This window comes from Telluria sp. ZT3P39, from assembly GCF_059685935.1.
Map to the genome: position 1 here is coordinate 140,810 of NZ_JCASIH010000006.1, position 18,504 is coordinate 159,313.

An 18,504-nucleotide genomic window follows, 5' to 3' on the forward strand; every position below is an offset into this window, starting at 1 on the left:
TGGACCGGGCACTAAGTGAAGCACAATGACCCGGGCCGCAGGCCCGGTTGTCATTTTCAGGCTGCGGAGCTGACGCGGCCGATGCCTTCGTAATGCAGGCCATACGACGACACGGTCGCCGGCTGGTAGATGTTGCGGCCGTCGAACACGGCCTTGGCCGACAATTCCTGCGCCAGGTAGCTGAAGTCGGGCGAACGGAATTCCTTCCACTCGGTGACCAGCGCCAGCGCATCGGCGCCGCGCACCGCTTCGTTGGCCGAGCCCACCATGCGCAGCAATTCGTCGCAGCGCTGGGCGCCATGCTCGGCCACCAGCACGCGGCCGGCTTCTTCAGCCGCCACCGGATCGTAGGCCACGACCTTGCAGCCGGCCGCGAACAGCTTGCGGATCAGGCGCAGGCTCGGCGCTTCGCGCATGTCGTCGGTGTTCGGCTTGAACGACAGGCCCCAGATCGCGACCGTGCGGCCGCTGAGCTTGGATTCGCCGCCGAAGAAACGGCACAGCTTATTGAACAGCACGTCCTTCTGCGCCTCATTGACCTTCTCGGTGGCGTTCAGGAGGTACATCGGCTGGTCGTGGTTGGCGGCGGTCTTGACCAGCGCCTTGATGTCTTTCGGGAAGCACGAACCGCCATAGCCCACGCCTGCGTACAGGAAGCTCGGACCGATGCGCGGGTCCAGGCCCATGCCCATGCGGATCGCCTCGATGTCGGCGCCCAGCAGTTCGGCCAGGTTGGCCACTTCGTTCATGAAGCTGATGCGGGTGGCCAGCATGGCGTTGCAAGCATACTTGGTCAGCTCGGCGCTGCGCACATCCATCTCGACCAGCTTTTCGTGGTTGCGGTTGAACGGTGCGTACAGCTGGCGCATGAGCTGCGTCGCGGTGGCGCTGTCGCTGCCGATCACGATGCGGTCCGGGCGCGTGAAGTCGCCGATAGCCGCGCCTTCCTTCAGGAATTCGGGATTGCTGATGACCGAGAACTCGACGCTCACGCCACGCTTGTCCAGCTCGCCGGAAATGGCGGCGCGGACCTTGTCGGCGGTGCCGACCGGCACGGTGGATTTGTCGACCACGACCACTGGACGCGTGATCCGCTGGCCGATGCTGCGCGCCGCTGCCAGGATATGGGTCAGGTCGGCGCTGCCGTCTTCATCCGGTGGGGTGCCGACCGCCAGGAAGATGCATTCTGCGTGGGCGACGGCTTCGTCGTAGCTGGTCGAAAACAGCAGGCGGCCGGCGCTGGCGTTGCGCGCGACCAACGATTCGAGGCCGGGCTCGTGGATCGGGATCTGCCCGTCCTTGAGCATGTCGATTTTACGGGCGTCGACGTCGAGGCACAGCACGGTGTTGCCGACGTCGGCAAAGCAGGCGCCGGACACCAGGCCAACATACCCGGTGCCAATAATGGAAATTTTCATAGGAGTTCAGCGGTGGAGAGGGGCACGAATGGCCGCGGCGCCGCATTGCTGGGGCCGCCGGCCGCGAAAGTTTCCAGCAAGACTAACAGTGCTGTTAAAAAATTGCAAACGGATCAAGCTCTATTGTGTGGCGGCATTTAACCGTCGGAATCGCACTACGTTTCTCGCACGAAACAGTGCGATCTTTTAATTTTTCTAAGGTAATATACTGACTTGTTTTTAACGAAAATAGCAATCCGGCAAGCATTGTTCTTGCTGCCGCAGCAGTCGCGCGCAGCCGCCCCGCGGATCCTTCCGCGCGCCGCAGGCGGCCGCGCCGGGATGCTCATCCGGCCACTCCCGAAATGAAACTACTGACGTTCTCCACCCTGTTTCCGAATGCCGAACAGCCCAACCACGGCCTGTTCGTGGAAACCCGGCTGCGCTACTTGGTCGCCAGCGGCCAGGTCGAATCGCGCGTGGTCGCGCCGGTGCCCTGGTTCCCCTTCAAGGGAGAACGTTTCGGCAACTACGGCAAGATGGCGCGCGTGCCTGCGGCCGAGGTGCGCGGCGGCATCGAGATCGTTCATCCGCGCTATGTGGCCCTGCCCAAGATCGGCATGAACGTGGCGCCCCAGCTGATGGCGCGCGCGGTGCGCCCGGCGATCGGCCAACTCATCGACAGCGGCTACGACTTCGACGCCATCGACGCGCACTACTTCTATCCGGACGGCGTCGCCGCGGTCATGCTGGGCAAGTACTTCAACAAACCGGTGGTGATCACCGCGCGCGGCAGCGACATCAACCTGCTTCCGCAGTTTCCCGTGCCGCGCAAGATGATCCTGTGGGCCGCCCAGAACGCGCGCGCCGTGATCACCGTCTGCAGCTACCTGAAGGACGAACTGGCCCGGCTGGGCGCCGATCCGCGCCACATCACGCCGCTGCGCAACGGCGTCGACCTGCAGCGCTTCGCGCCGCTGGACCGCGACACCGCCCGCGCCGCGCTCGGCCTGGACGGCTACACCCTGCTGTCGGTGGGCCGCCTGAACGAACACAAGGGCCACCACATCATCGTCAAGGCCCTCACCCGCCTGCCCGGCGTAACCCTGCTGGTGGCCGGCGACGGCCCAGACCACGACAAGCTGGCGGCGCTGGCGCGCGAACTGGGCGTGGCCGACCGCGTCCGCCTGCTGGGGCCCGTGCCCCAGACCGAGCTGCGTACCTATTACGGCGCCGCCGACCTGATGGTGCTGGCCTCCAGCCGCGAAGGCTGGGCCAATGTGTTGCTCGAATCGATGGCCTGCGGTACGCCCGTGGTGGCCACCAGCATCTGCGGCACGCCGGAAGTGGTCACCGCGCCGGAAGCCGGCCGCCTGATGCAAGATCGCACGCCGGAAAGCCTGGTGGAAGCCATCGAACTGCTGCGCGCCCAGGCGCCGGACCGCGCCGCGACCCGCCGCTACGCCGAGCGCTTCAGCTGGGACCAGACTACTCAGGGACAGATCGACCTGTTCCGCAACATCCTCATGGGGCAGCCGTAAATGCGCATCCTTTATCATCACCGCACCCGTTCCAAGGACGGGCAATACGTCCATATCGAAGAAATGATCGGCGCGCTGCGTGCGCAAGGCCATGAGATCATCATCGTGGCGCCCCCGAGCGCCGAGACCGAATCCTTCGGCTCGGATGCCGGCGCCGTCGCCCTGCTCAAGCGCTACCTGCCGAAATGGTTCTACGAGCTGATGGAGCTGGGCTATTCGCTGGTGGCCTACCGCCGTCTGGCGAAAGCGGTCCGCCAGCACAAGCCGGACTGCATCTACGAGCGCTACAACCTGTTCCTGCCGGCCGGTATCTGGTTGGCGCGCAAGTACAAGCTGCCGCTGCTGCTCGAGATCAATGCCCCGATCCTGGAAGAGCGCAGCCGCTATGACGGCCTGTCGCTCACGCGCCTGGCGCGCTGGTCGCAAGCCTATGCCTGGCGCAATGCCGACGTGGTGCTGCCCGTGACGCGCGTGCTGGGCGACATCGTCGCTTCCTACGGCGTGCCGGAAGAGCGCATCGTCGTGATCCCGAACGGCATCAACGGCGAGCGCTTCGGCGGCGTGCCCGACGTCGAGGCGGCCAAGCGCGCGCTCGGCCTCGAAGGCAACCTGGTGCTGGGCTTTACCGGCTTCGTGCGCGACTGGCACGGCCTGGACAAGGTGGTCGACCTGATCGCCGGCGACCCGCCGGAATCGCGCCGCCACCTGCTGGTGGTCGGCGATGGCCCGGCCCGCGCCGCGCTCGAGCAGCAGGCGCGCGACCTGGGTATCGCCAGCCGCGTGACCTTCACCGGCATCGTCGAGCGCGACGACGTGGCGCGCCACGTGGCCGCCTTCGACATCGCCCTGCAGCCGGCCGTGGTGGCCTATGCCTCGCCGCTCAAGCTGTTCGAATACCTGGCGCTGGGCAAGGCGATCATCGGTCCGGCCCAGCCGAACATCGAAGAGATCCTGGCGCGCGACCAGAACGCCGTCCTGTTCGACCCGGACAGCACCGCATCGCTGGCGCAGGCAGTTGATCGTCTGTGCACCGACTCCGTCCTGCGCGAGAAGGTCGCCGCCAATGCGCGCGCGACGATTACCGAACAAAAACTGACCTGGCACGAAAACGCCCTGCGCGTGGTCGGCCTGTTCCAGGGATTGCTGCGCCGTGCTTGACCCGCGCAGCTGCGGCGTGCCGCCATTGCCGCGGCAGGCGCAGCCATGCCGGGCCCGGCTTCATCACAAAGGACATGACATGATGGCGTACGCGCCCTCCGCCAGCCTGGGTTCGCGCCTGGTCCGGTTCATCGGCGACAGGATTGCAGCGGGCCGGCCCGGGCAGGGACGGCTGTGCATCCTGAACTACCACCGCATCCTCGAGACGGCCGATCCGCTGCTGGCGGCCGAGCCGGACGTGGCCACCTTCCGCTGGCAGATGCAGGTGCTGGCGGACTGCTTCAACGTGCTGCCGATGGACCAGGCGCTGGCGGCGCTGGCCAATGGCAATATGCCGCCGCGCGCGGTCTGCATCACCTTCGACGACGGCTACCGCTCGACCCATGACCTGGCCCTGCCGGTCCTGCGCGAATTCGGCTTCCCGGCGACCGTCTTCGTCACCACCGGCTTCATCGACAGCGGCAGCATGTGGAACGACCGCATCCTGGAAGCGCTGCGCACCATCGAGGGCGGCCGCCTCGACCTGCAAGACGCGGGCCTGGGCAGCTATCCGCTCGACACCCTCGAGCAGCGCCGGCATGCAGTGGCCGACCTGACCGAGAAAGCCAAGTACCTGGCGCCGGCGCTGCGCCAAGCGCTGGTGGAACGGCTCGACCGGCTGGCTGGCCGGCCGGACCACGAACTGATGCTCACCAGCGAGATGATCCGCGCCCTGCCGGGCCTGGGCGTCGAGATCGGTGCGCACACGATTTCCCATCCCATCCTGACCAGCCTGCCCGACGCGAGCGCCCTGCACGAGATGGCCGAGAGCAAGCGCCAGCTGGAAGACATCACCGGCCGGCCGGTGCGATATTTCGCCTACCCGAACGGCAAGCACGGCAAGGATTTCGACCAGCGCCACATCGCCATGGCGCGCCAGGCCGGCTTCGAAGCCGCGTTTTCCACGGCACTGGGCGCCGCCGGCGCGGCGGACGACCGCTTTGCCCTGCCGCGCAGCCGTCCCTGGGACATCACCCGCCCGTTCTACGTGTTCCGCGTGCTGCGCTGGCTCGCCGGCTGACCTTCGATGGCGACGATGACTTCCACCCCTCCCTCCAACCTGACGGGCCGCAAGGCCATCGGCATCTCGTTTGCCACCCAATACGTCGAGCTGGGGATCCAGTTCGTGTCGGTGATGCTCCTGGCGCGCATCCTGTCGCCTTCCGAGATCGGCACCTTCTCGCTGGCGGCGATGCTGATGACGATGCTGCACGTGTTCCGCGATTTCGGCGTGATCCAGTACATCATCCAGGAACGCGACCTGACCCGCGAGAAGCTGCAGGCGGTGATGGGCGTGGCGATCCTGCTGGCGCTGGCCGTGGGCGGCACCCTGTATGCGCTGAGCGGCCCGGTGGCGCGCTTCTACGGCAACCCGGCCCTGCGCGACATTCTGACGGTGATGGCGGCCAGCTTCGCGATTTCGCCTTTCGGCTCGGTTGTGCTCGGAGTGCTGCGGCGCGAAGGTCGCCTGAACGCCATCTTCTACGTCAAGACATTCAGCGCGCTGTGCCACGTCGGCGTCGCCGTCTCGATGGCGCTGTCCGGCCATGGGGCGCTGAGCCTGGCCTGGGCCAATTTCGCCGGCATCCTGGCCTTCGGCATCGGCGGCAACCTGTTCCGGCCCGCGAATTTCCCCTGGTTACCGCGCTTTCGCAACATCGGCACCATCCTGTCCTTCGGCAGCATCAGCAGCCTGGGCAACCTGGCCAACATCGCCGGCGCCAGCGCGCCCGAGCTGGTGGTCGGCAAGGTCATGAACATGGCGGCGGTCGGCTATTTCAGCCGCGCCACCGGCCTGGTGCAGCTGTTCACCCATTTGATCGCCAATGCGGTCACGCCGCTGGTGCTGCCTTACTTCGCCCAGGTGCGGCGCGACGGCCAGAAGCTCGACCAGCCCTACCTGGCGGCAGTCGGGAACCTGACCGCCGTCGCCTGGCCCTTCCTGGCGGTGCTGATGGTGCTGGCCTACCCGGTTACGCACGCGCTCTACGGTCCCCAGTGGGATGCATCGGTACCGCTGGCGCGGCCGCTGTGCGTGGCCGGCGCCATCGCGGCCATCGGGCTGTTCGCGTCGCCGGCCATGGTCGCGGCCGGACAGGTGCGCAGCGCCACCATGTGCAACCTGCTGGTCCAGCCGGTACGCATCCTGGCCGTGCTGGCCAGCTCGGCCTACGGCCTGCAGGCGGTGGCGCTGGCCCTGGTGGCGTCCGAATGCATCGGTCTCGTCGCCGTCTGCTGGTTCCTGCACCGGACCATCGGCGTGCGTCCGCTGGTGCTGGCGCGCGCCTGCGCACCCAGCGCCTTGATCGCAGCCTGCGCGGTGATCGTGCCGCTGATGGTGTGGCGCGCCGGCGGCGACGTCTCGTCGCATGCCTGGGGCGTGCTGGTGCTGGGCGGCGCCGGCGCCGCGCTTGGCTGGATGATCGGCCTGGCGCTCACCGGCCACCCGCTGGGCCAGCATGTGCTGCCCCTGCTCGGCCTGCAGGTCGCCAGAATGAGGCAGCACATATTCGGCAAGCGCGCCGCCGATGCGCCCTTCCCGCCGCCGCTGCGGTCGGCGGCGCGCGCCAAGCAGCTGGCCTACCGCGCCGGCCTGCTGGGCGCCTGGCACCGGATCCGCAACCGCCGCAACCTCACGGTGGTCATGTTCCACCGCGTGCTGCCGCGGTCCGATCCGCGCTATCCCGGCGCCGATCCGGAATGGACCATGACGCCGGAATCGTTCGCGCACTGCCTCGCATTCTTCCAGCGCCACTACAACGTGGTCGGCGCATCGACCGTGTTCGCCGCGCTCGAGGGCAAGGAAAGCCTGCCCGCCAACAGCCTCCTGATTACCTTCGACGACGGCTGGGCCGACACCGCCGAATACGCGCAGCCGGTGCTCGACCGCTACCGCATGCCTTCGCTGGTCTTCGTGGCCGGCAGCGCAGTCGGCCAGGCCGAGCCGTTCTGGGAAGAAGGCCTGTACAGCTTCCTGGCGACCCAATCTGAAGCCGGGACGCAGGTTGCCGCGGCCCTGGCCAGCCTGGGCATGGCGCCGCTCGACTGCGTGCTGCATGCGAGCAGTGGCGAAGACGTCGCGCGCGCCGTGATCCGGGAAATCGGCCGGCGCCCGCGCGCCGAAGCGCCGGCCCTGGCCGCCGAACTGCGCCGCCGCAGCGGTCCCGGCTACTGCACGGCGACCATGCCTGCCATGATGGATGTGCCCCAGCTGCGCAAGCTGGCGGCCGGCCACGCGATCGGCGGCCACGGCATGACGCACCAGCCGCTGACCCGGGTCGCCGACCTGGCGCAGGAACTCGGGGCCGCCCAGGACACCCTGTCCGCCTACCTCGGCAAGGCGCCGGTCGAATCGATGTCGCTGCCGCACGGCGCCGGCTCGGAAACGGTGCTCGCTGCCTGCCGCGCGGCCGGCTACCGCTACCTGTTCGACAGCCGCGCGCACCTGAATCGCCTTGATGGCGCGGCCGCGGGCGGCGCCATCGGCCCGGTCGGGCGCATCCATATTTCGGAACGTGAAATCAGCGACGCGGCCGGCCGGGTCCAGCCGACGCTGCTGGCGACCTGGCTGTTCCTGCGCCCGGTACGGGCAGTCGAGCCGCACTTGCCGGGCCAGCGCTGAGCGCGGGCCGGTTTTCTTTTTTATTCATCTGGCGGCGGGGCCACCCCGCCGCAGCAACAGAGCATCAAGTGGTTTCGAGGGCTGAACCTATGCAACAAGAACACATCAACAAGGCGGGCGCCGGCCTGTCCTGCGCGAGCGAGGACATCCAGGTCAGCGTGATCATCCCGGCCTTCAACGCCGCCGCCACCATCGCGCGTGCGCTGGCCTCGGTGCGCGCCCAGGAAGGCGTCGGGATCGAGGTCATCGTCATCGACGATGCCAGCAGCGACGGCACGGCCGACGCCGTGCGCGCGGCGATCGGGCCGGACGAGAACATCATACTGCTGCAGCTGCCGGTCAACAGCGGCGTATCGGCCGCGCGCAATGCCGGCATCCGGCTGGCGCGCGCGCCCTACCTGGCCTTCCTCGACGCCGACGACATCTGGCTGGCCGACAAGCTGCGCCGGCAAGTCGCGGCCATCGAAGCCGATCCCACGGTGACCCTGGTGTCCTGCAATAGCCAGATGTCGTCTGCCGAGGGGATGCCGCTGAAGGAAGGCCATGTGAACCGGCCTCCGGTGCAAGGCACCGACGCCTGGAAAACCCTGCTGGTCTACAACTTCGTGCCGACTCCGACCGTCCTGACCCGTACCGCGCTCGTGCGCGAACTCGGCGGCTTTGACGAAGCGCTGGCGGTCGGCGAGGATCTCGACCTGTGGATCAAGCTGGCCATTCGCGGCAAGCTGGTCGTGCTGCCCGAGATCCTGATCAATTATTATGATATTACCAACAGCCTGATGAAACGCCATCGGCGTGAAACCGGCGCCATCGTCATGCCAATGATCGAACGCCATATGCGCGAGCAGTCCGGCAAGCTGACGATCGAAGAAGTTCGCGAACTGCGCGGCAACCGCTCTTTCCAGCTGGCCTGCGACCTGTTCTTCTCGGGCAGCTACCGCGCCAGCATGTCGCTGTTCGTCCAGGCGGCCCGCTGCGGCACCCGTCCGCTCAAGAGCCTGTCCTACCTGCCCCGCGCCCTGGTGATGGAGGCTGCCGCATTAACGAAAGAAACCTTCGCGAGGCCCGGTAAATGAGTGGTACTACCCCGCTGAACATCCTGATCAATGGTTGGTATGGACAGCTCAACGCCGGGGATGACGCCATTCTTGATGTTTTCGTAGAACGCACTTCCGCCCGTCTCGACGCCCGGTTTACGGTGCTGTCGGAGTTTCCCGAAAATATCCCCCGGAGCGCGCGCGTGCGCGGCCAGTTCCACCCGGTGCTGGTCGGCCGCGGCATGTTGGGCCAATACCTGAACGGGAATGTGCTGCGCCACCTGCGCGCGATCCGCCAGGCCGACCTCGTCGTGCTGGGCAGCGGCGGCATCCTGCGCGACAACACCAACTGGCGCAACCTGCTGCGCCTGCTCGACGAAATCTGGCTGGCCCGCCTGCTGGGACGCAAGACGATGATGTATGCGATCGGTGTCGGCCCGTTCAAGACCCGGCTGGGCAAATGGCTGATCGGCACGACGGCCCGGTCCTGCGACCTGATTACGGTGCGCAGCCAGCGCGCGGCGCAACTCCTGCGCGAAGTCGGCGTGCCGGACGAACGCATCCACATCGTGGCCGATCCGGCTTTCCTGCTCGCCGCGCAAGCCCCGCCCGAGGAGGACCGGACGCAGCTGCAGGCGTTGTTCGGCACCGGCAAGCGGAAAATCGGCTTCTATCCGACCTATGCGCTGCGCCGGCGCCCGGAATGCATCGCGCTGTTCGCGGCCGCGCTCGACCAGCTGGTCGAGACCGAGGACGTGGAAATCGTGGCGGTGCCGATGTCCGTGCTCGACCATGGCAAGGACGACGTCGCCATGGCGCGCCGCATCCAGGCGGCGATGAAGCATCCGCAAGCGCTGCACGTCTATGAAAAGCGCTTGTCGGCGGCCCAGCTCAAATGGGTCGCGGGCCAGGCGGTGCTCAACATCACGGTCCGCCTGCACGCGATGATCTTTTCGCTGGGCTGCAATGTCCCGGTGGTCCCGATCAATTACGAGCCGAAGGTTCCCAACGTCTTCGAGGATTTCGCCTCGCCCGACTACCTGGTCGAGATCGACGAGCACTTGAGCGCGCGCCTGGTGGAAGCCACGCGCCTGGCCCTGCGCAACCTGGGGCCTTATACCGAGCATATCCGCGAGCGGCGCGCGCGGGTGGCGCTACTTGCCGGCACGACCTTCGACCTGATCGGCGAGCTGGTCGGCCGTCCCCCACAGGCCGGGGTGCAGGGCAAAGCGGTGACGGAACGCCACTGAGCACCGTCCCTGCCTTGGGGGAGTGCTTTACACCAGCACTTCCGCAGCAGCCGGATGGCTCAGGAAGGCGGCCGGGCTGGCGCTGCGGCCGTAGGCGCCCGACTGGAACACCACCACCAGGTCGCCCGCACCGGCCTGGGGCAGTTCCATGCGTTCGGCCAGCAGGTCGAGCGGCGTGCATAGCGGCCCCACCACCGACACGGTTTCGAGCGCGGCGCCGTCCATGCGGTTGCCGATCGCGACCGGATAATTCTTGCGGATCACCTGGCCGAAATTGCCCGACGCCGCCAGGTGGTGGTGCAGGCCGCCGTCGGTCACCAGGAAGACCTGGCCGCGCGACTCCTTGCGCTCGATGACGCGCGCCACGTACACGCCCGCCTCGCCCACCAGGTAGCGCCCCAGTTCGATGATCACCTCGGTCTGCGGCGAGCGCTCGCGCAGGCGCTCCATCCAGCCGTGCAGGTGCGCGCCGATCGCGTCCAGCGCCAGCGGCTGCTCGCCCGGGAAATAGGGAATGCCCAAGCCGCCGCCGATGTTCAGCTGCGCCAGCGGCAGGCCGGTGCCTTCGAGCAGGGACAGGGCCAGCTCGAAGGTGCGCGACTGCGCCTCGATGATGGCGTCCGCCTTCAGGCTTTGCGAGCCGCTGAAGATGTGCAGGCCGCGGAAGTCCACCGCCAGCACCCCCAGTGTGCGCAGCAGCGCCGGCACCCGCTCGGCGTCGATGCCGAAGGGCTTGGCGCCGCCGCCCATGCGCATGCCCGATCCCTTCAGTTCGAAATCCGGATTGACCCGCAGCGCCACTGCCGGGCGCAGTCCCAGCTGCGCGCCGATGCCGGCCGCGCGCGCCAGTTCCGCTTCCGATTCGATGTGCAGGCACACCCCGGCCGCGATCGCGCGCCGCAATTCGGCATCGGACTTGCCGGGGCCGGCGAAGCTGATGTCGGCCGGCGCCATCCCCGTATCCAGGGCCACCGCCATTTCGCCGGCGGATGCGACGTCGAAGCCGTCGACCAGGCCGGCCATGTGCTGCACCAGGGCCGGCATCGGGTTGGCCTTGACCGCGTAATGCAGCCGCACCGCCGGCGGCAGCGCGGCGCGCAGCTGGGCCACGCGCGCATCGAGCAGGCTGCGGTCGTAGGCATAGAAAGGCGTGGCGCCGACGCGCTCGGCGAGCCGGGTCAGCGCGATGCCGCCCACCTGCAGGCAGCCGCCTGATACCGGAAACAGCGTTTGCGCGGCATGCACAGGGCGTTGCGCAGGGCGGATATCGGTCATGGGGTTTCCTGGTCGTCGAACATGTTCATGAAACCTGCGCGCAGCAGCGTGCGGTCGATCTTTCCGTTAGGGTTGCGCGGCAGCGGGTCCGCGCTCAGCGCGAGGTGGACCGGCACCATATAGGCCGGCAGCAGGCGGCGGCAGGCGCCCAGCAGGTCGGCGCCGGATGCGCCATCGTGCGCGCGCGCCACTGCCACCACGGCCTGGCCCAGCTTCGGGTGCGGGACGCCGAAGGCGGCCGCCTCGTGCGCCAGCCCGCTGGCGTGGAAGGCTTCCTCGACCTCGGTCGGGCTGACCCGGTAGCCGGACACCTTGATCATGTCGTCGCTGCGGCCGACGAAATACAGGTAGCCCTCGGCGTCGCGCCGCACCGTGTCGCCCGACCACACCGCCATCTCGGCCAGCGGCAGCGCCGGGTCGCGGCCCGGGGCGGGCCGGAAGCGTTCGGCGGTCTTGGCCGGATCGTTCCAGTAGCCCAGCGCCACCAGGGCGCCGCGATGCACCAGCTCGCCCGGCTCGTCCGGCGCGCAAGGCTGGCCGTCGGGCCGCACCACCATCACTTCGGCGTTCGGGATCGCGCGTCCGATCGAGTCCGGCCGCCGGTCCAGTTCGGACGGCGGCAAATAGGTCGAGCGGAAGGCTTCGGTCAGGCCGTACATCAGGAACAGTTCGGCCTGGGGGATGGCGCTGCGCAGCGCGTCGACGGTGGCGCGCGGCATGGCGCCGCCGGAATTGGTGAGATAGCGCAGCGCCGGCGCGGCCGACCAGTCCAGCCGCGCCAGTTCGATCCACAGCGGCGGCACCGCCGCCAGTCCGGTGATGCGCTCGGCGCAGACGGCGCGCACGATGTCCTGGGCGAACAGGTGGTTGATCAGCACCGCGGCGGCGCCCACGTGGAAGGCGCAGGTCAGCTGGCTCAGGCCATAGTCGAAGCTCAGCGGCAGCACCGCCAGCAGGCGGTCGCTGGGACCCAGGGCCAGGTAGCCGGCGACGCTTTCCGCCCCCGCCACCAGATTACGGTGCGACAGCACCACGCCCTTGGGCTTGCCGGTGCTGCCCGAGGTGTACAGGATGGCGGCCAGGTCGGCGTCGATGCGGCGCACCGGCCGCGGCGCGCCGGCATGGCCCCCGAAAGGGCGCAGCGCCACGCCGGCGGGCGCCTCGAGCGTCTCGATGGCGCCGGTGACCAGGATGGTGTGCAGCTGCGGGCAGTGCGCCAGCGCGGGCGCCAGCTGGCGCAGGCGTTCCGGCGACGTGACCAGGAGGCGTACCCCGCAATCGGCCAGGATATAGGCGACCTGCTCGGGCTTGAGCAGCGGATTGACGGGAACGAAGACGGCGCCGGCGGCGCTGGCCCCGAACAGGGCGGCGACGCCCTCGATACGCTTTTCGAGGAAGACCGCGACGCGCTCGCCGGCTTCGACGCCGGCGTCCTGCATGGCGGCGGCGGCGGCGCCTACCTGGCGCGCCAGCGCGGCATAATCGAGGCGCTCGCTGCGATACACCAGCGCTTCGGCCTGGGGCGTGCGCTGCGCTGCCGAGAAAATGAAATCGTGAACGAGGTCACCCATGAAAATCCTGATAGTCTCTCGCTCCCTGACGCAGGCAGCCGAGCGCGCATTTTACCAGTAAGATTTCGACGAAGTAATCGACCAGGCGATCGGCAAAAGCGCTTGCCGCCGCCCGCGAAGCGGCGAGCGCGGCTCGACCAACTCCCCCTGCTGGGCCTATACTCCCTGATGAGCAAAATCCTGCCTTCTTCCACCCTGCCGGCGGCGCGCCCGCGCTTGCCGCTGGCCCCGGTGCTGTCCGCCCGCAGTTTCAAACGCGCCAGTGGCAGCGCCCTGCCCTCGGTGCTCGATGCCGGCCCGGCCTGCCTGGTCACCAGCGGACGCATCGCGATCGGCATGGCGCTGCGCGAGATGGACTTGAAGCCCGGCGACGCGATGCTGGTGCCGGCCTGGCACACCCAGTCGATGGTCGCGCCGCTGCTGTGGGCCGGCGTGCAGCCGGTGTACTACGACGTCGGGCCGGACGGCATGGTCGACCCGCAGGAACTGGCGCGCCGCACCACTCCGGCGGTGCGTGCGCTGATGGCCACCCATTATTTCGGCTTCCACCAGGACATGGCGGCCCTGCGCGCCTGGTGCGACGGCGCCGGCCTGCAGCTGCTGGAAGACTGCGCGCACAGCTGGTTCGGCCAGGTACAGGGGCGCCCGGTCGGCGCCTGGGGCGACTACGCGATCGCCAGCAGCATGAAGTTCTATCCCACCTACGAAGGCGGCTGCCTGGTCTCGGCGCGCCACCGGCTGGGCGCGCCGCCACCGCGCGGAGCGGGCGCCGGTTTCGAGGCCAAGGTGGCCCTGAACACGCTCGAGCGGGGCTTCGCCTACGGCCGCATGCAGCCCCTGGCCTGGCTGCTGGCTCTGCCCCTGGCGCTCAAGCGCCTGCTGTGGACGCGCGCCAAGGACACGGGCGCCGCCCCGCAGGCGGCGCTGGCGCCCGATTCGTCCGACAGCAGCGTGCGTTTCGAGCCGGCCTGGCTCGACCTCCGCAGCGCGCTGTTCTCGCGCATCGTGCTGCGCCTTGGCAGCCCGGCGCGCATCGTGGGGGCGCGCCGCGCCAATTACCTGCGGCTGCAGGCCGCATTGGCCGGCCTGCCGGGTTGCCGGCCGCTGCACCCCGTGCTGCCGGACGATGTCTGCCCCTGGGTATTCCCGCTGCTGGTCGATGACCCCGAGCCGCTGTTCGCGGCACTGGAAGCGCGCGGCGTGCCGCTGGTGCGCTTCGCCCAGGTGCGTGACCCGGCCGCCGACGCCTTCCCGCACAGCGCCGCGCTGGTGCGCCAGGTGCTCGGCTTCCCGGTGCACCAGGAATTGCGCGAAGACGAACTGGCCTGGCTGTGCGCCACCATTCGCGCGGCGGTGCGCGCATGAACTGGACCCTGCATCCCGCCGCCCGGTTCGCGGATTTTGCCCTTGAATGGGGCGCCCTGGCCGGCGCCGCCGGCATGCCGCCGGCGCTGGCGCCGGAATTCTTGGCGCCGCTGCTGGAGACCTTCGGCGACCCGCGCGCGCTGCTGGCCTGCTGCCGTCAAGATGGCGCGCTGGTCGCGATGGGCGTGGTGGCGCCGGCGGGACGCGGCTGGAGCACGCTGCAGCCGGCCCAGGCCCCGCTCGGCCTGTGGCTGCAAGCGCCCGGCCAGGATACCGCGGCGCTGCTGCGTGGCCTGCTGCGCGCCCTGCCCGGCTGGCCCCTGGTGCTCGGCCTGACCCAGCTCGACCCCGACCTGGTGGCGCGGCCCCTGGACGCCGGCAGCGTGCGCACGCTCGACTACATCGACACCGCGCGCATCACGCTGCAGGGCAGTTTCGACGATTACTGGCAGGGCCGCGGCAAGAACCTGCGCGGCAACCTGAAAAAACAGCGCGCCCGCCTGCAGCGCGACGGCATCGCGCTGCGGCTCGATGTGGAGCGCGGCGAAGCGGGCATGGAAGCGGCGGTGGCCGACTATGCCCGCCTCGAGGCGGCCGGCTGGAAGGCCGGCGGCGGCACCGCGGTGGCGCCGGGCGACGCCCAGAGCCGCTTCTACGGCGCCATGCTGCGCGCCTTTGCCCGGTGCGGGCGCGCCCGCGCCTACCGCTACTGGTATGGCGAGCGCCTGGCCGCCATGGACCTGTGCATCGAGGACGAACGCTGCCTGATCGTGCTGAAAACCACCTATGACGAAGCGGTGGCCGACGGCACCTCGCCGGCCATGCTGATGCGCGAAGAAGCCAGCCGCGCACTGTTCGAAGACGCCCGCCACGAGCGCATCGAATTTTATGGCAAGGTGATGGAATGGCACACGCGCTGGACGCAGGAGATCCGCCGTCTGTACCATGTCAACTATTACCGCTGGCCGCTGCTGGCGCGTGCGCATGCCGCGCTGCGCGCCCGGGCCTGAACCGCTGGAGAAATTATGTATTTGGATGAAGTAAAACAGATCGTGACCGATACCCTGTTCCTGGGACCGCGCGGCGCGGCGCTGACCGCCGATTCGCCGCTGCTGGGCGCCTTGCCCGAGCTCGATTCGATGGCCGTGGTGTCGCTGCTCGGAGCCCTTGAAGAGCGCTTCGGCTTCATGGTCGACGACGACGAGATCAGCGCCAGCACCTTCGAGACCCTGGGCAGCCTGGCTGCCTTCGTGGACGGAAAACTCGCACGATGAGCACGGCGCCGGAGCGTGGGGCCGAACCCTTCTTCCTGCCCTCCGCGCGCGGGCCGCTGTTTGCCCTCTATCACGCGCCGGCTGAAGGCGACTCCACGCCCTGCCGCCAGGCGCTGCTGTATATCCATCCCTTCGGCGAAGAGATGAACAAGTCGCGCCGCATGGCGGCCATCGGCGCGCGCCGGCTGGCGGCGGCCGGCGTGGCCGTGCTGCAGCTCGACCTGTACGGCTGCGGCGACAGCGCCGGCGAATTCGCCGAGGCGCGCTGGGAAGCCTGGCTGGAAGACCTCGCCACCGGCTGCGCATGGCTGGAGCAGCGCAGCGGCGTCGCGCCAGGCCTGTGGGGCTTGCGGCTGGGCGCCCTGCTGGCGCTCGATTACACGCGGCGCAGCGCCGCACCGCTGCCGCGGCTGCTGCTGTGGCAGCCGGTTACCAGCGGCGCCGCCTTCCTGACCGGATTCCTGCGCCTGCGCAGCGCCGGCCAGATGCTGCGCGAGGGCAGCGCCCAAGGGCCGCAGGCCTTGCGCGCTGCCCTGCTCGGCGGCGCGCCGCTCGAGGTGGCCGGCTACACGCTGGCCCCGCAACTGGCGGCCGCCATCGACGCGCTCGACGCCAGGACGCTGGCTCCCATGGCCCCAGTCGACTGGTTCGACGTCGGCCCGGGCGAACGCCCGCTGGCGCCGGCCAGCGCACGCATTGCCGACGCCTGGCGCGTGGCCGGGACACCCGTAACCCTGCACGGCGTGCGCGGGCCGGTCTTCTGGAGCAGCCAGGAGATCATCGACTGTCCCGCCCTGCTCGATGCCACCGTATCGGTATTGGGCGAGGCCACCCATGCTTGAGGAACGCGCCCTGTCCTTCGCCTGCGAAGGCGAGCAGCTGGTCGGCATCGTCAGCCTGCCGGCGGCGCCGGCCGCGCGCGGCGTCCTGATCGTGGTCGGCGGCCCGCAATACCGCGCCGGCAGCCACCGCCAGTTCACGCTGCTGGCGCGCCAGCTGGCGGCCGAAGGCGTGGCGGCGATGCGTTTCGATTACCGCGGCATGGGCGACAGCGAAGGCGCCCTGCGCGATTTCGAGGCGGTCGACGCCGACCTGCGCTGCGCGCTCGACGCCTTTTTCGATGCCGTGCCCACGCTGCGCGAAGTGGCGCTGTGCGGCCTGTGCGACGGCGCCTCCGCCGCCGTGTTCTATGCGGCGCACGACGCGCGGGTGCGCGGCCTGGTGCTGCTGAACCCGTGGGTGCGCACCGAACAGGGCGCGGCGCGCGCCACCTTGCAGCACTATTACGGCGCGCGCCTGCTCAGCCTCGATTTCTGGCGCAAGCTGCTGTCCGGGCGCTTCCGCCCCGGCGCCGCGCTGGCCTCGGCGCTGGCGCTGCTGCGCCAGGCGGGCAGCAAGGGCAACAAGGGCGGCAGCGCAGAATCCGGCGCCAGCCTTCCCGAGCGCATGCATGCGCGGCTCAGCCGCTTTTCCGGGCAGGTGCTGGTGGTGCTGAGCGGGGCCGACCTGACGGCGCAGGAATTCGCCGGCCTGGCGCAGTCTTCGCCCCAGTGGCGCCGGCTGCTGGCCGAACCCCGCATGCGCCGCCACGAACTGGCGGGCGCCGACCATACCTTCTCGCAGCGCGCCTGGCAAGACGAAGCCGCGGCGCGCGTCTGCGCCTGGGTGCGCGCATGGTGAGGCCGCGATGAGGCGCGTGCTGATGGTGGCCTTCCACTTCCCGCCGCAACGGGGCAGCAGCGGGCTGCAGCGCACCCTGCAATTCGTGCGCAACCTGCCGGCGCTGGGCTGGGAACCGCTGGTGCTCAGCGCCGCGCCGCGCGCCTACGAAGACACCGGCATCGAACAGCTCGGCGCGATCCCGCCCGGCACCAGCGTGCAGCGCGCCTTCGCGCTCGACACCGCGCGCCATCTGGCCTGGCGCGGCCGCTACGCCGGCTGGATGGCGCTGCCCGACCGCTGGATCACCTGGCTGCTCGGCGCGGTGCCGGCCGGCCTGGCCACGATCCGGCGCCGGCGCCCGGCCCTGATCTGGTCGACCTACCCGATCGCCACCGCCCACCTGGTGGGACTGGTGCTGCATCGCCTGACCGGTCTGCCCTGGGTGGCCGACCTGCGCGACCCGATGGTCGACGCGGTGCATCCGAGCGGACGATTGAAACGCGCCGCCGCGCTCTGGATCGAACGCCAGACCCTGCTCCACTGCACGCGCGCGGTCTGCACCACTGCGGGCGCGGCGCGCAGCTACCGCGAACGCTATCCGGACTTGCCTGCGACGCGCCTGTGCGTGATCGAGAATGGTTACGACGAAGGCAATTTCGCCGCCGCCGGCGCGCCCCTGCCGGATGCCGGGAAAGCAGCCGGCGGGCCGCTGGTGCTGCTGCACAGCGGCATCGTGTATGCGCTCGAGCGCGACCCGACCTGCCTGTTCGAGGCGCTGGCGGCCCTGCGCGCCGACGGCCGCATCGGCCCGGACACGCTGCGCCTGGTGCTGCGCGCGCCGGTCATGGAAGAGTATTTGCGCGGCCTGGTGGAGCGCTTCGGCCTGGACGACATGGTGGTGATCGCGCCGCCGCTGCCCTACCGCGAGGCGCTGCGCGAGATGCTCGCGGCCGACGCCTTGCTGGTGCTGCAGGCGGCCAATTGCAACGACCAGGTGCCGGCCAAGCTGTATGAATACCTGCGCGCGGGAAGGCCGGTGCTGGCCCTGACCGATGCCGCGGGCGACACCGCGGCCACCTTGCGCCGGGCCGGCATCGACACCATCGGGCCGCTCGATGCGACCGCCGGCATCATCGAGGCGCTGGTGCGCTTCCTGGCGTTGGTGGAACAAGGCAGCGCGCCGGTGGCGGCGCCCGACGTGGTGCTGCGCCACGAGCGGCGCGCCCAGGCCGTGCAGCTGGCGCGCCTGTTCGACGAGATCGCGCCAGGCCAGCCGTAGGGTGGTCGGGTTCTCCCGACCGCGCGTTCAACGC

Annotated in this window: 15 protein-coding genes; 12 read left to right on the plus strand and 3 right to left on the minus strand. The window is 69.3% G+C overall.

What is annotated here, in order from left to right; all coding sequences use genetic code 11:
- Positions 1-56 precede the first annotated feature (56 nt).
- On the minus strand, positions 57-1,418 hold the full coding sequence (locus tag AC56LR_RS08805) for a UDP-glucose dehydrogenase family protein (RefSeq protein ID WP_497129566.1): 1,362 nt from the start codon (positions 1,416-1,418) through the stop codon (positions 57-59).
- Positions 1,419-1,762: 344 nt separating this feature from the next.
- Between AC56LR_RS08805 and AC56LR_RS08810 the strand changes: the two genes are divergently transcribed.
- The 6 genes from AC56LR_RS08810 to AC56LR_RS08835 all read left to right on the plus strand — a co-directional run bounded on the left by AC56LR_RS08810 (position 1,763) and on the right by AC56LR_RS08835 (position 10,044).
- Positions 1,763-2,938, plus strand: coding sequence for a glycosyltransferase family 4 protein (locus AC56LR_RS08810; RefSeq protein ID WP_497129568.1), 1,176 nt, complete (start codon positions 1,763-1,765; stop codon positions 2,936-2,938).
- Positions 2,939-4,096 (plus strand): glycosyltransferase family 4 protein, encoded by a 1,158-nt coding sequence (locus AC56LR_RS08815; RefSeq protein ID WP_497129570.1) that lies wholly within the window; start codon positions 2,939-2,941, stop codon positions 4,094-4,096.
- Positions 4,097-4,175: 79 nt separating this feature from the next.
- Positions 4,176-5,156 carry a polysaccharide deacetylase family protein gene (locus AC56LR_RS08820; RefSeq protein WP_497129572.1) on the plus strand — a complete coding sequence of 327 codons (981 nt, stop codon included), beginning with the start codon at positions 4,176-4,178 and terminating at the stop codon, positions 5,154-5,156.
- Between the two features lie 15 nt (positions 5,157-5,171).
- Positions 5,172-7,757 (plus strand): oligosaccharide flippase family protein, encoded by a 2,586-nt coding sequence (locus AC56LR_RS08825; RefSeq protein ID WP_497129574.1) that lies wholly within the window; start codon positions 5,172-5,174, stop codon positions 7,755-7,757.
- Positions 7,758-7,846: 89 nt separating this feature from the next.
- On the plus strand, positions 7,847-8,833 hold the full coding sequence (locus AC56LR_RS08830) for a glycosyltransferase family 2 protein (protein WP_497129576.1): 987 nt from the start codon (positions 7,847-7,849) through the stop codon (positions 8,831-8,833).
- Positions 8,830-10,044 (plus strand): polysaccharide pyruvyl transferase family protein, encoded by a 1,215-nt coding sequence (locus AC56LR_RS08835; RefSeq protein WP_497129578.1) that lies wholly within the window; start codon positions 8,830-8,832, stop codon positions 10,042-10,044. Before AC56LR_RS08830 ends, AC56LR_RS08835 begins: the two co-directional genes overlap by 4 nt.
- 27 nt (positions 10,045-10,071) lie before the next feature.
- On the opposite strand, the gene AC56LR_RS08840 is transcribed toward AC56LR_RS08835, so the two are convergent.
- A complete protein-coding gene (locus AC56LR_RS08840) occupies positions 10,072-11,319 on the minus strand; it encodes a pyridoxal-dependent decarboxylase, exosortase A system-associated (protein WP_497129580.1) in 1,248 nt (415 codons plus the stop codon).
- Positions 11,316-12,890 (minus strand): acyl-CoA ligase (AMP-forming), exosortase A system-associated, encoded by a 1,575-nt coding sequence (locus tag AC56LR_RS08845; protein WP_497129582.1) that lies wholly within the window; start codon positions 12,888-12,890, stop codon positions 11,316-11,318. Before AC56LR_RS08845 ends, AC56LR_RS08840 begins: the two co-directional genes overlap by 4 nt.
- 168 nt (positions 12,891-13,058) lie before the next feature.
- On the opposite strand from AC56LR_RS08845, the gene AC56LR_RS08850 reads away from it, so the two are divergent.
- The 6 genes from AC56LR_RS08850 to AC56LR_RS08875 are packed head-to-tail and all read left to right on the plus strand — an operon-like array spanning position 13,059 to position 18,470.
- Positions 13,059-14,255, plus strand: coding sequence for a DegT/DnrJ/EryC1/StrS family aminotransferase (locus AC56LR_RS08850; protein WP_497129584.1), 1,197 nt, complete (start codon positions 13,059-13,061; stop codon positions 14,253-14,255).
- Entirely contained in the window at positions 14,252-15,265 is a 1,014-nt protein-coding gene (locus AC56LR_RS08855; protein WP_497129586.1) for a GNAT family N-acetyltransferase, read from the plus strand. The genes AC56LR_RS08850 and AC56LR_RS08855 overlap by 4 nt, the downstream gene beginning before the upstream one ends.
- 15 nt (positions 15,266-15,280) lie before the next feature.
- Positions 15,281-15,529 carry an acyl carrier protein gene (locus tag AC56LR_RS08860; RefSeq protein WP_497129588.1) on the plus strand — a complete coding sequence of 83 codons (249 nt, stop codon included), beginning with the start codon at positions 15,281-15,283 and terminating at the stop codon, positions 15,527-15,529.
- Positions 15,526-16,371, plus strand: a complete 846-nt coding sequence (locus AC56LR_RS08865; RefSeq protein ID WP_497129590.1) for a hydrolase 2, exosortase A system-associated — start codon at positions 15,526-15,528, stop codon at positions 16,369-16,371. The genes AC56LR_RS08860 and AC56LR_RS08865 overlap by 4 nt, the downstream gene beginning before the upstream one ends.
- Positions 16,364-17,209: a hydrolase 1, exosortase A system-associated gene (locus AC56LR_RS08870; RefSeq protein ID WP_497129592.1), complete on the plus strand. Its 846-nt coding sequence runs from the start codon at positions 16,364-16,366 to the stop codon at positions 17,207-17,209. The genes AC56LR_RS08865 and AC56LR_RS08870 overlap by 8 nt, the downstream gene beginning before the upstream one ends.
- A gap of 7 nt (positions 17,210-17,216) precedes the next feature.
- The gene (locus tag AC56LR_RS08875) at positions 17,217-18,470 is read left to right on the plus strand and encodes a glycosyltransferase (RefSeq protein WP_497129594.1); all 1,254 of its coding nucleotides are present in this window, start codon (positions 17,217-17,219) and stop codon (positions 18,468-18,470) included.
- The last annotated feature ends 34 nt before the right edge of the window (positions 18,471-18,504 follow it).

Bases quoted from the DNA above. Each gene is read 5' to 3' on its own strand.
- AC56LR_RS08825 (WP_497129574.1), top strand. From the start codon at position 5,172: ATGACTTCCACCCCTCCCTCCAACCTGACGGGCCGCAAGGCCATCGGC.
- AC56LR_RS08860 (WP_497129588.1), top strand. From the start codon at position 15,281: ATGTATTTGGATGAAGTAAAACAGATCGTGACCGATACCCTGTTCCTG.
- AC56LR_RS08850 (WP_497129584.1), top strand. From the start codon at position 13,059: ATGAGCAAAATCCTGCCTTCTTCCACCCTGCCGGCGGCGCGCCCGCGC.
- AC56LR_RS08865 (WP_497129590.1), top strand. From the start codon at position 15,526: ATGAGCACGGCGCCGGAGCGTGGGGCCGAACCCTTCTTCCTGCCCTCC.
- AC56LR_RS08875 (WP_497129594.1), top strand. From the start codon at position 17,217: ATGAGGCGCGTGCTGATGGTGGCCTTCCACTTCCCGCCGCAACGGGGC.
- AC56LR_RS08870 (WP_497129592.1), top strand. From the start codon at position 16,364: ATGCTTGAGGAACGCGCCCTGTCCTTCGCCTGCGAAGGCGAGCAGCTG.
- AC56LR_RS08835 (WP_497129578.1), top strand. From the start codon at position 8,830: ATGAGTGGTACTACCCCGCTGAACATCCTGATCAATGGTTGGTATGGA.
- AC56LR_RS08820 (WP_497129572.1), top strand. From the start codon at position 4,176: ATGATGGCGTACGCGCCCTCCGCCAGCCTGGGTTCGCGCCTGGTCCGG.
- AC56LR_RS08805 (WP_497129566.1), bottom strand. From the start codon at position 1,418: ATGAAAATTTCCATTATTGGCACCGGGTATGTTGGCCTGGTGTCCGGC.
- AC56LR_RS08810 (WP_497129568.1), top strand. From the start codon at position 1,763: ATGAAACTACTGACGTTCTCCACCCTGTTTCCGAATGCCGAACAGCCC.
- AC56LR_RS08815 (WP_497129570.1), top strand. From the start codon at position 2,939: ATGCGCATCCTTTATCATCACCGCACCCGTTCCAAGGACGGGCAATAC.
- AC56LR_RS08830 (WP_497129576.1), top strand. From the start codon at position 7,847: ATGCAACAAGAACACATCAACAAGGCGGGCGCCGGCCTGTCCTGCGCG.
- AC56LR_RS08840 (WP_497129580.1), bottom strand. From the start codon at position 11,319: ATGACCGATATCCGCCCTGCGCAACGCCCTGTGCATGCCGCGCAAACG.
- AC56LR_RS08855 (WP_497129586.1), top strand. From the start codon at position 14,252: ATGAACTGGACCCTGCATCCCGCCGCCCGGTTCGCGGATTTTGCCCTT.
- AC56LR_RS08845 (WP_497129582.1), bottom strand. From the start codon at position 12,890: ATGGGTGACCTCGTTCACGATTTCATTTTCTCGGCAGCGCAGCGCACG.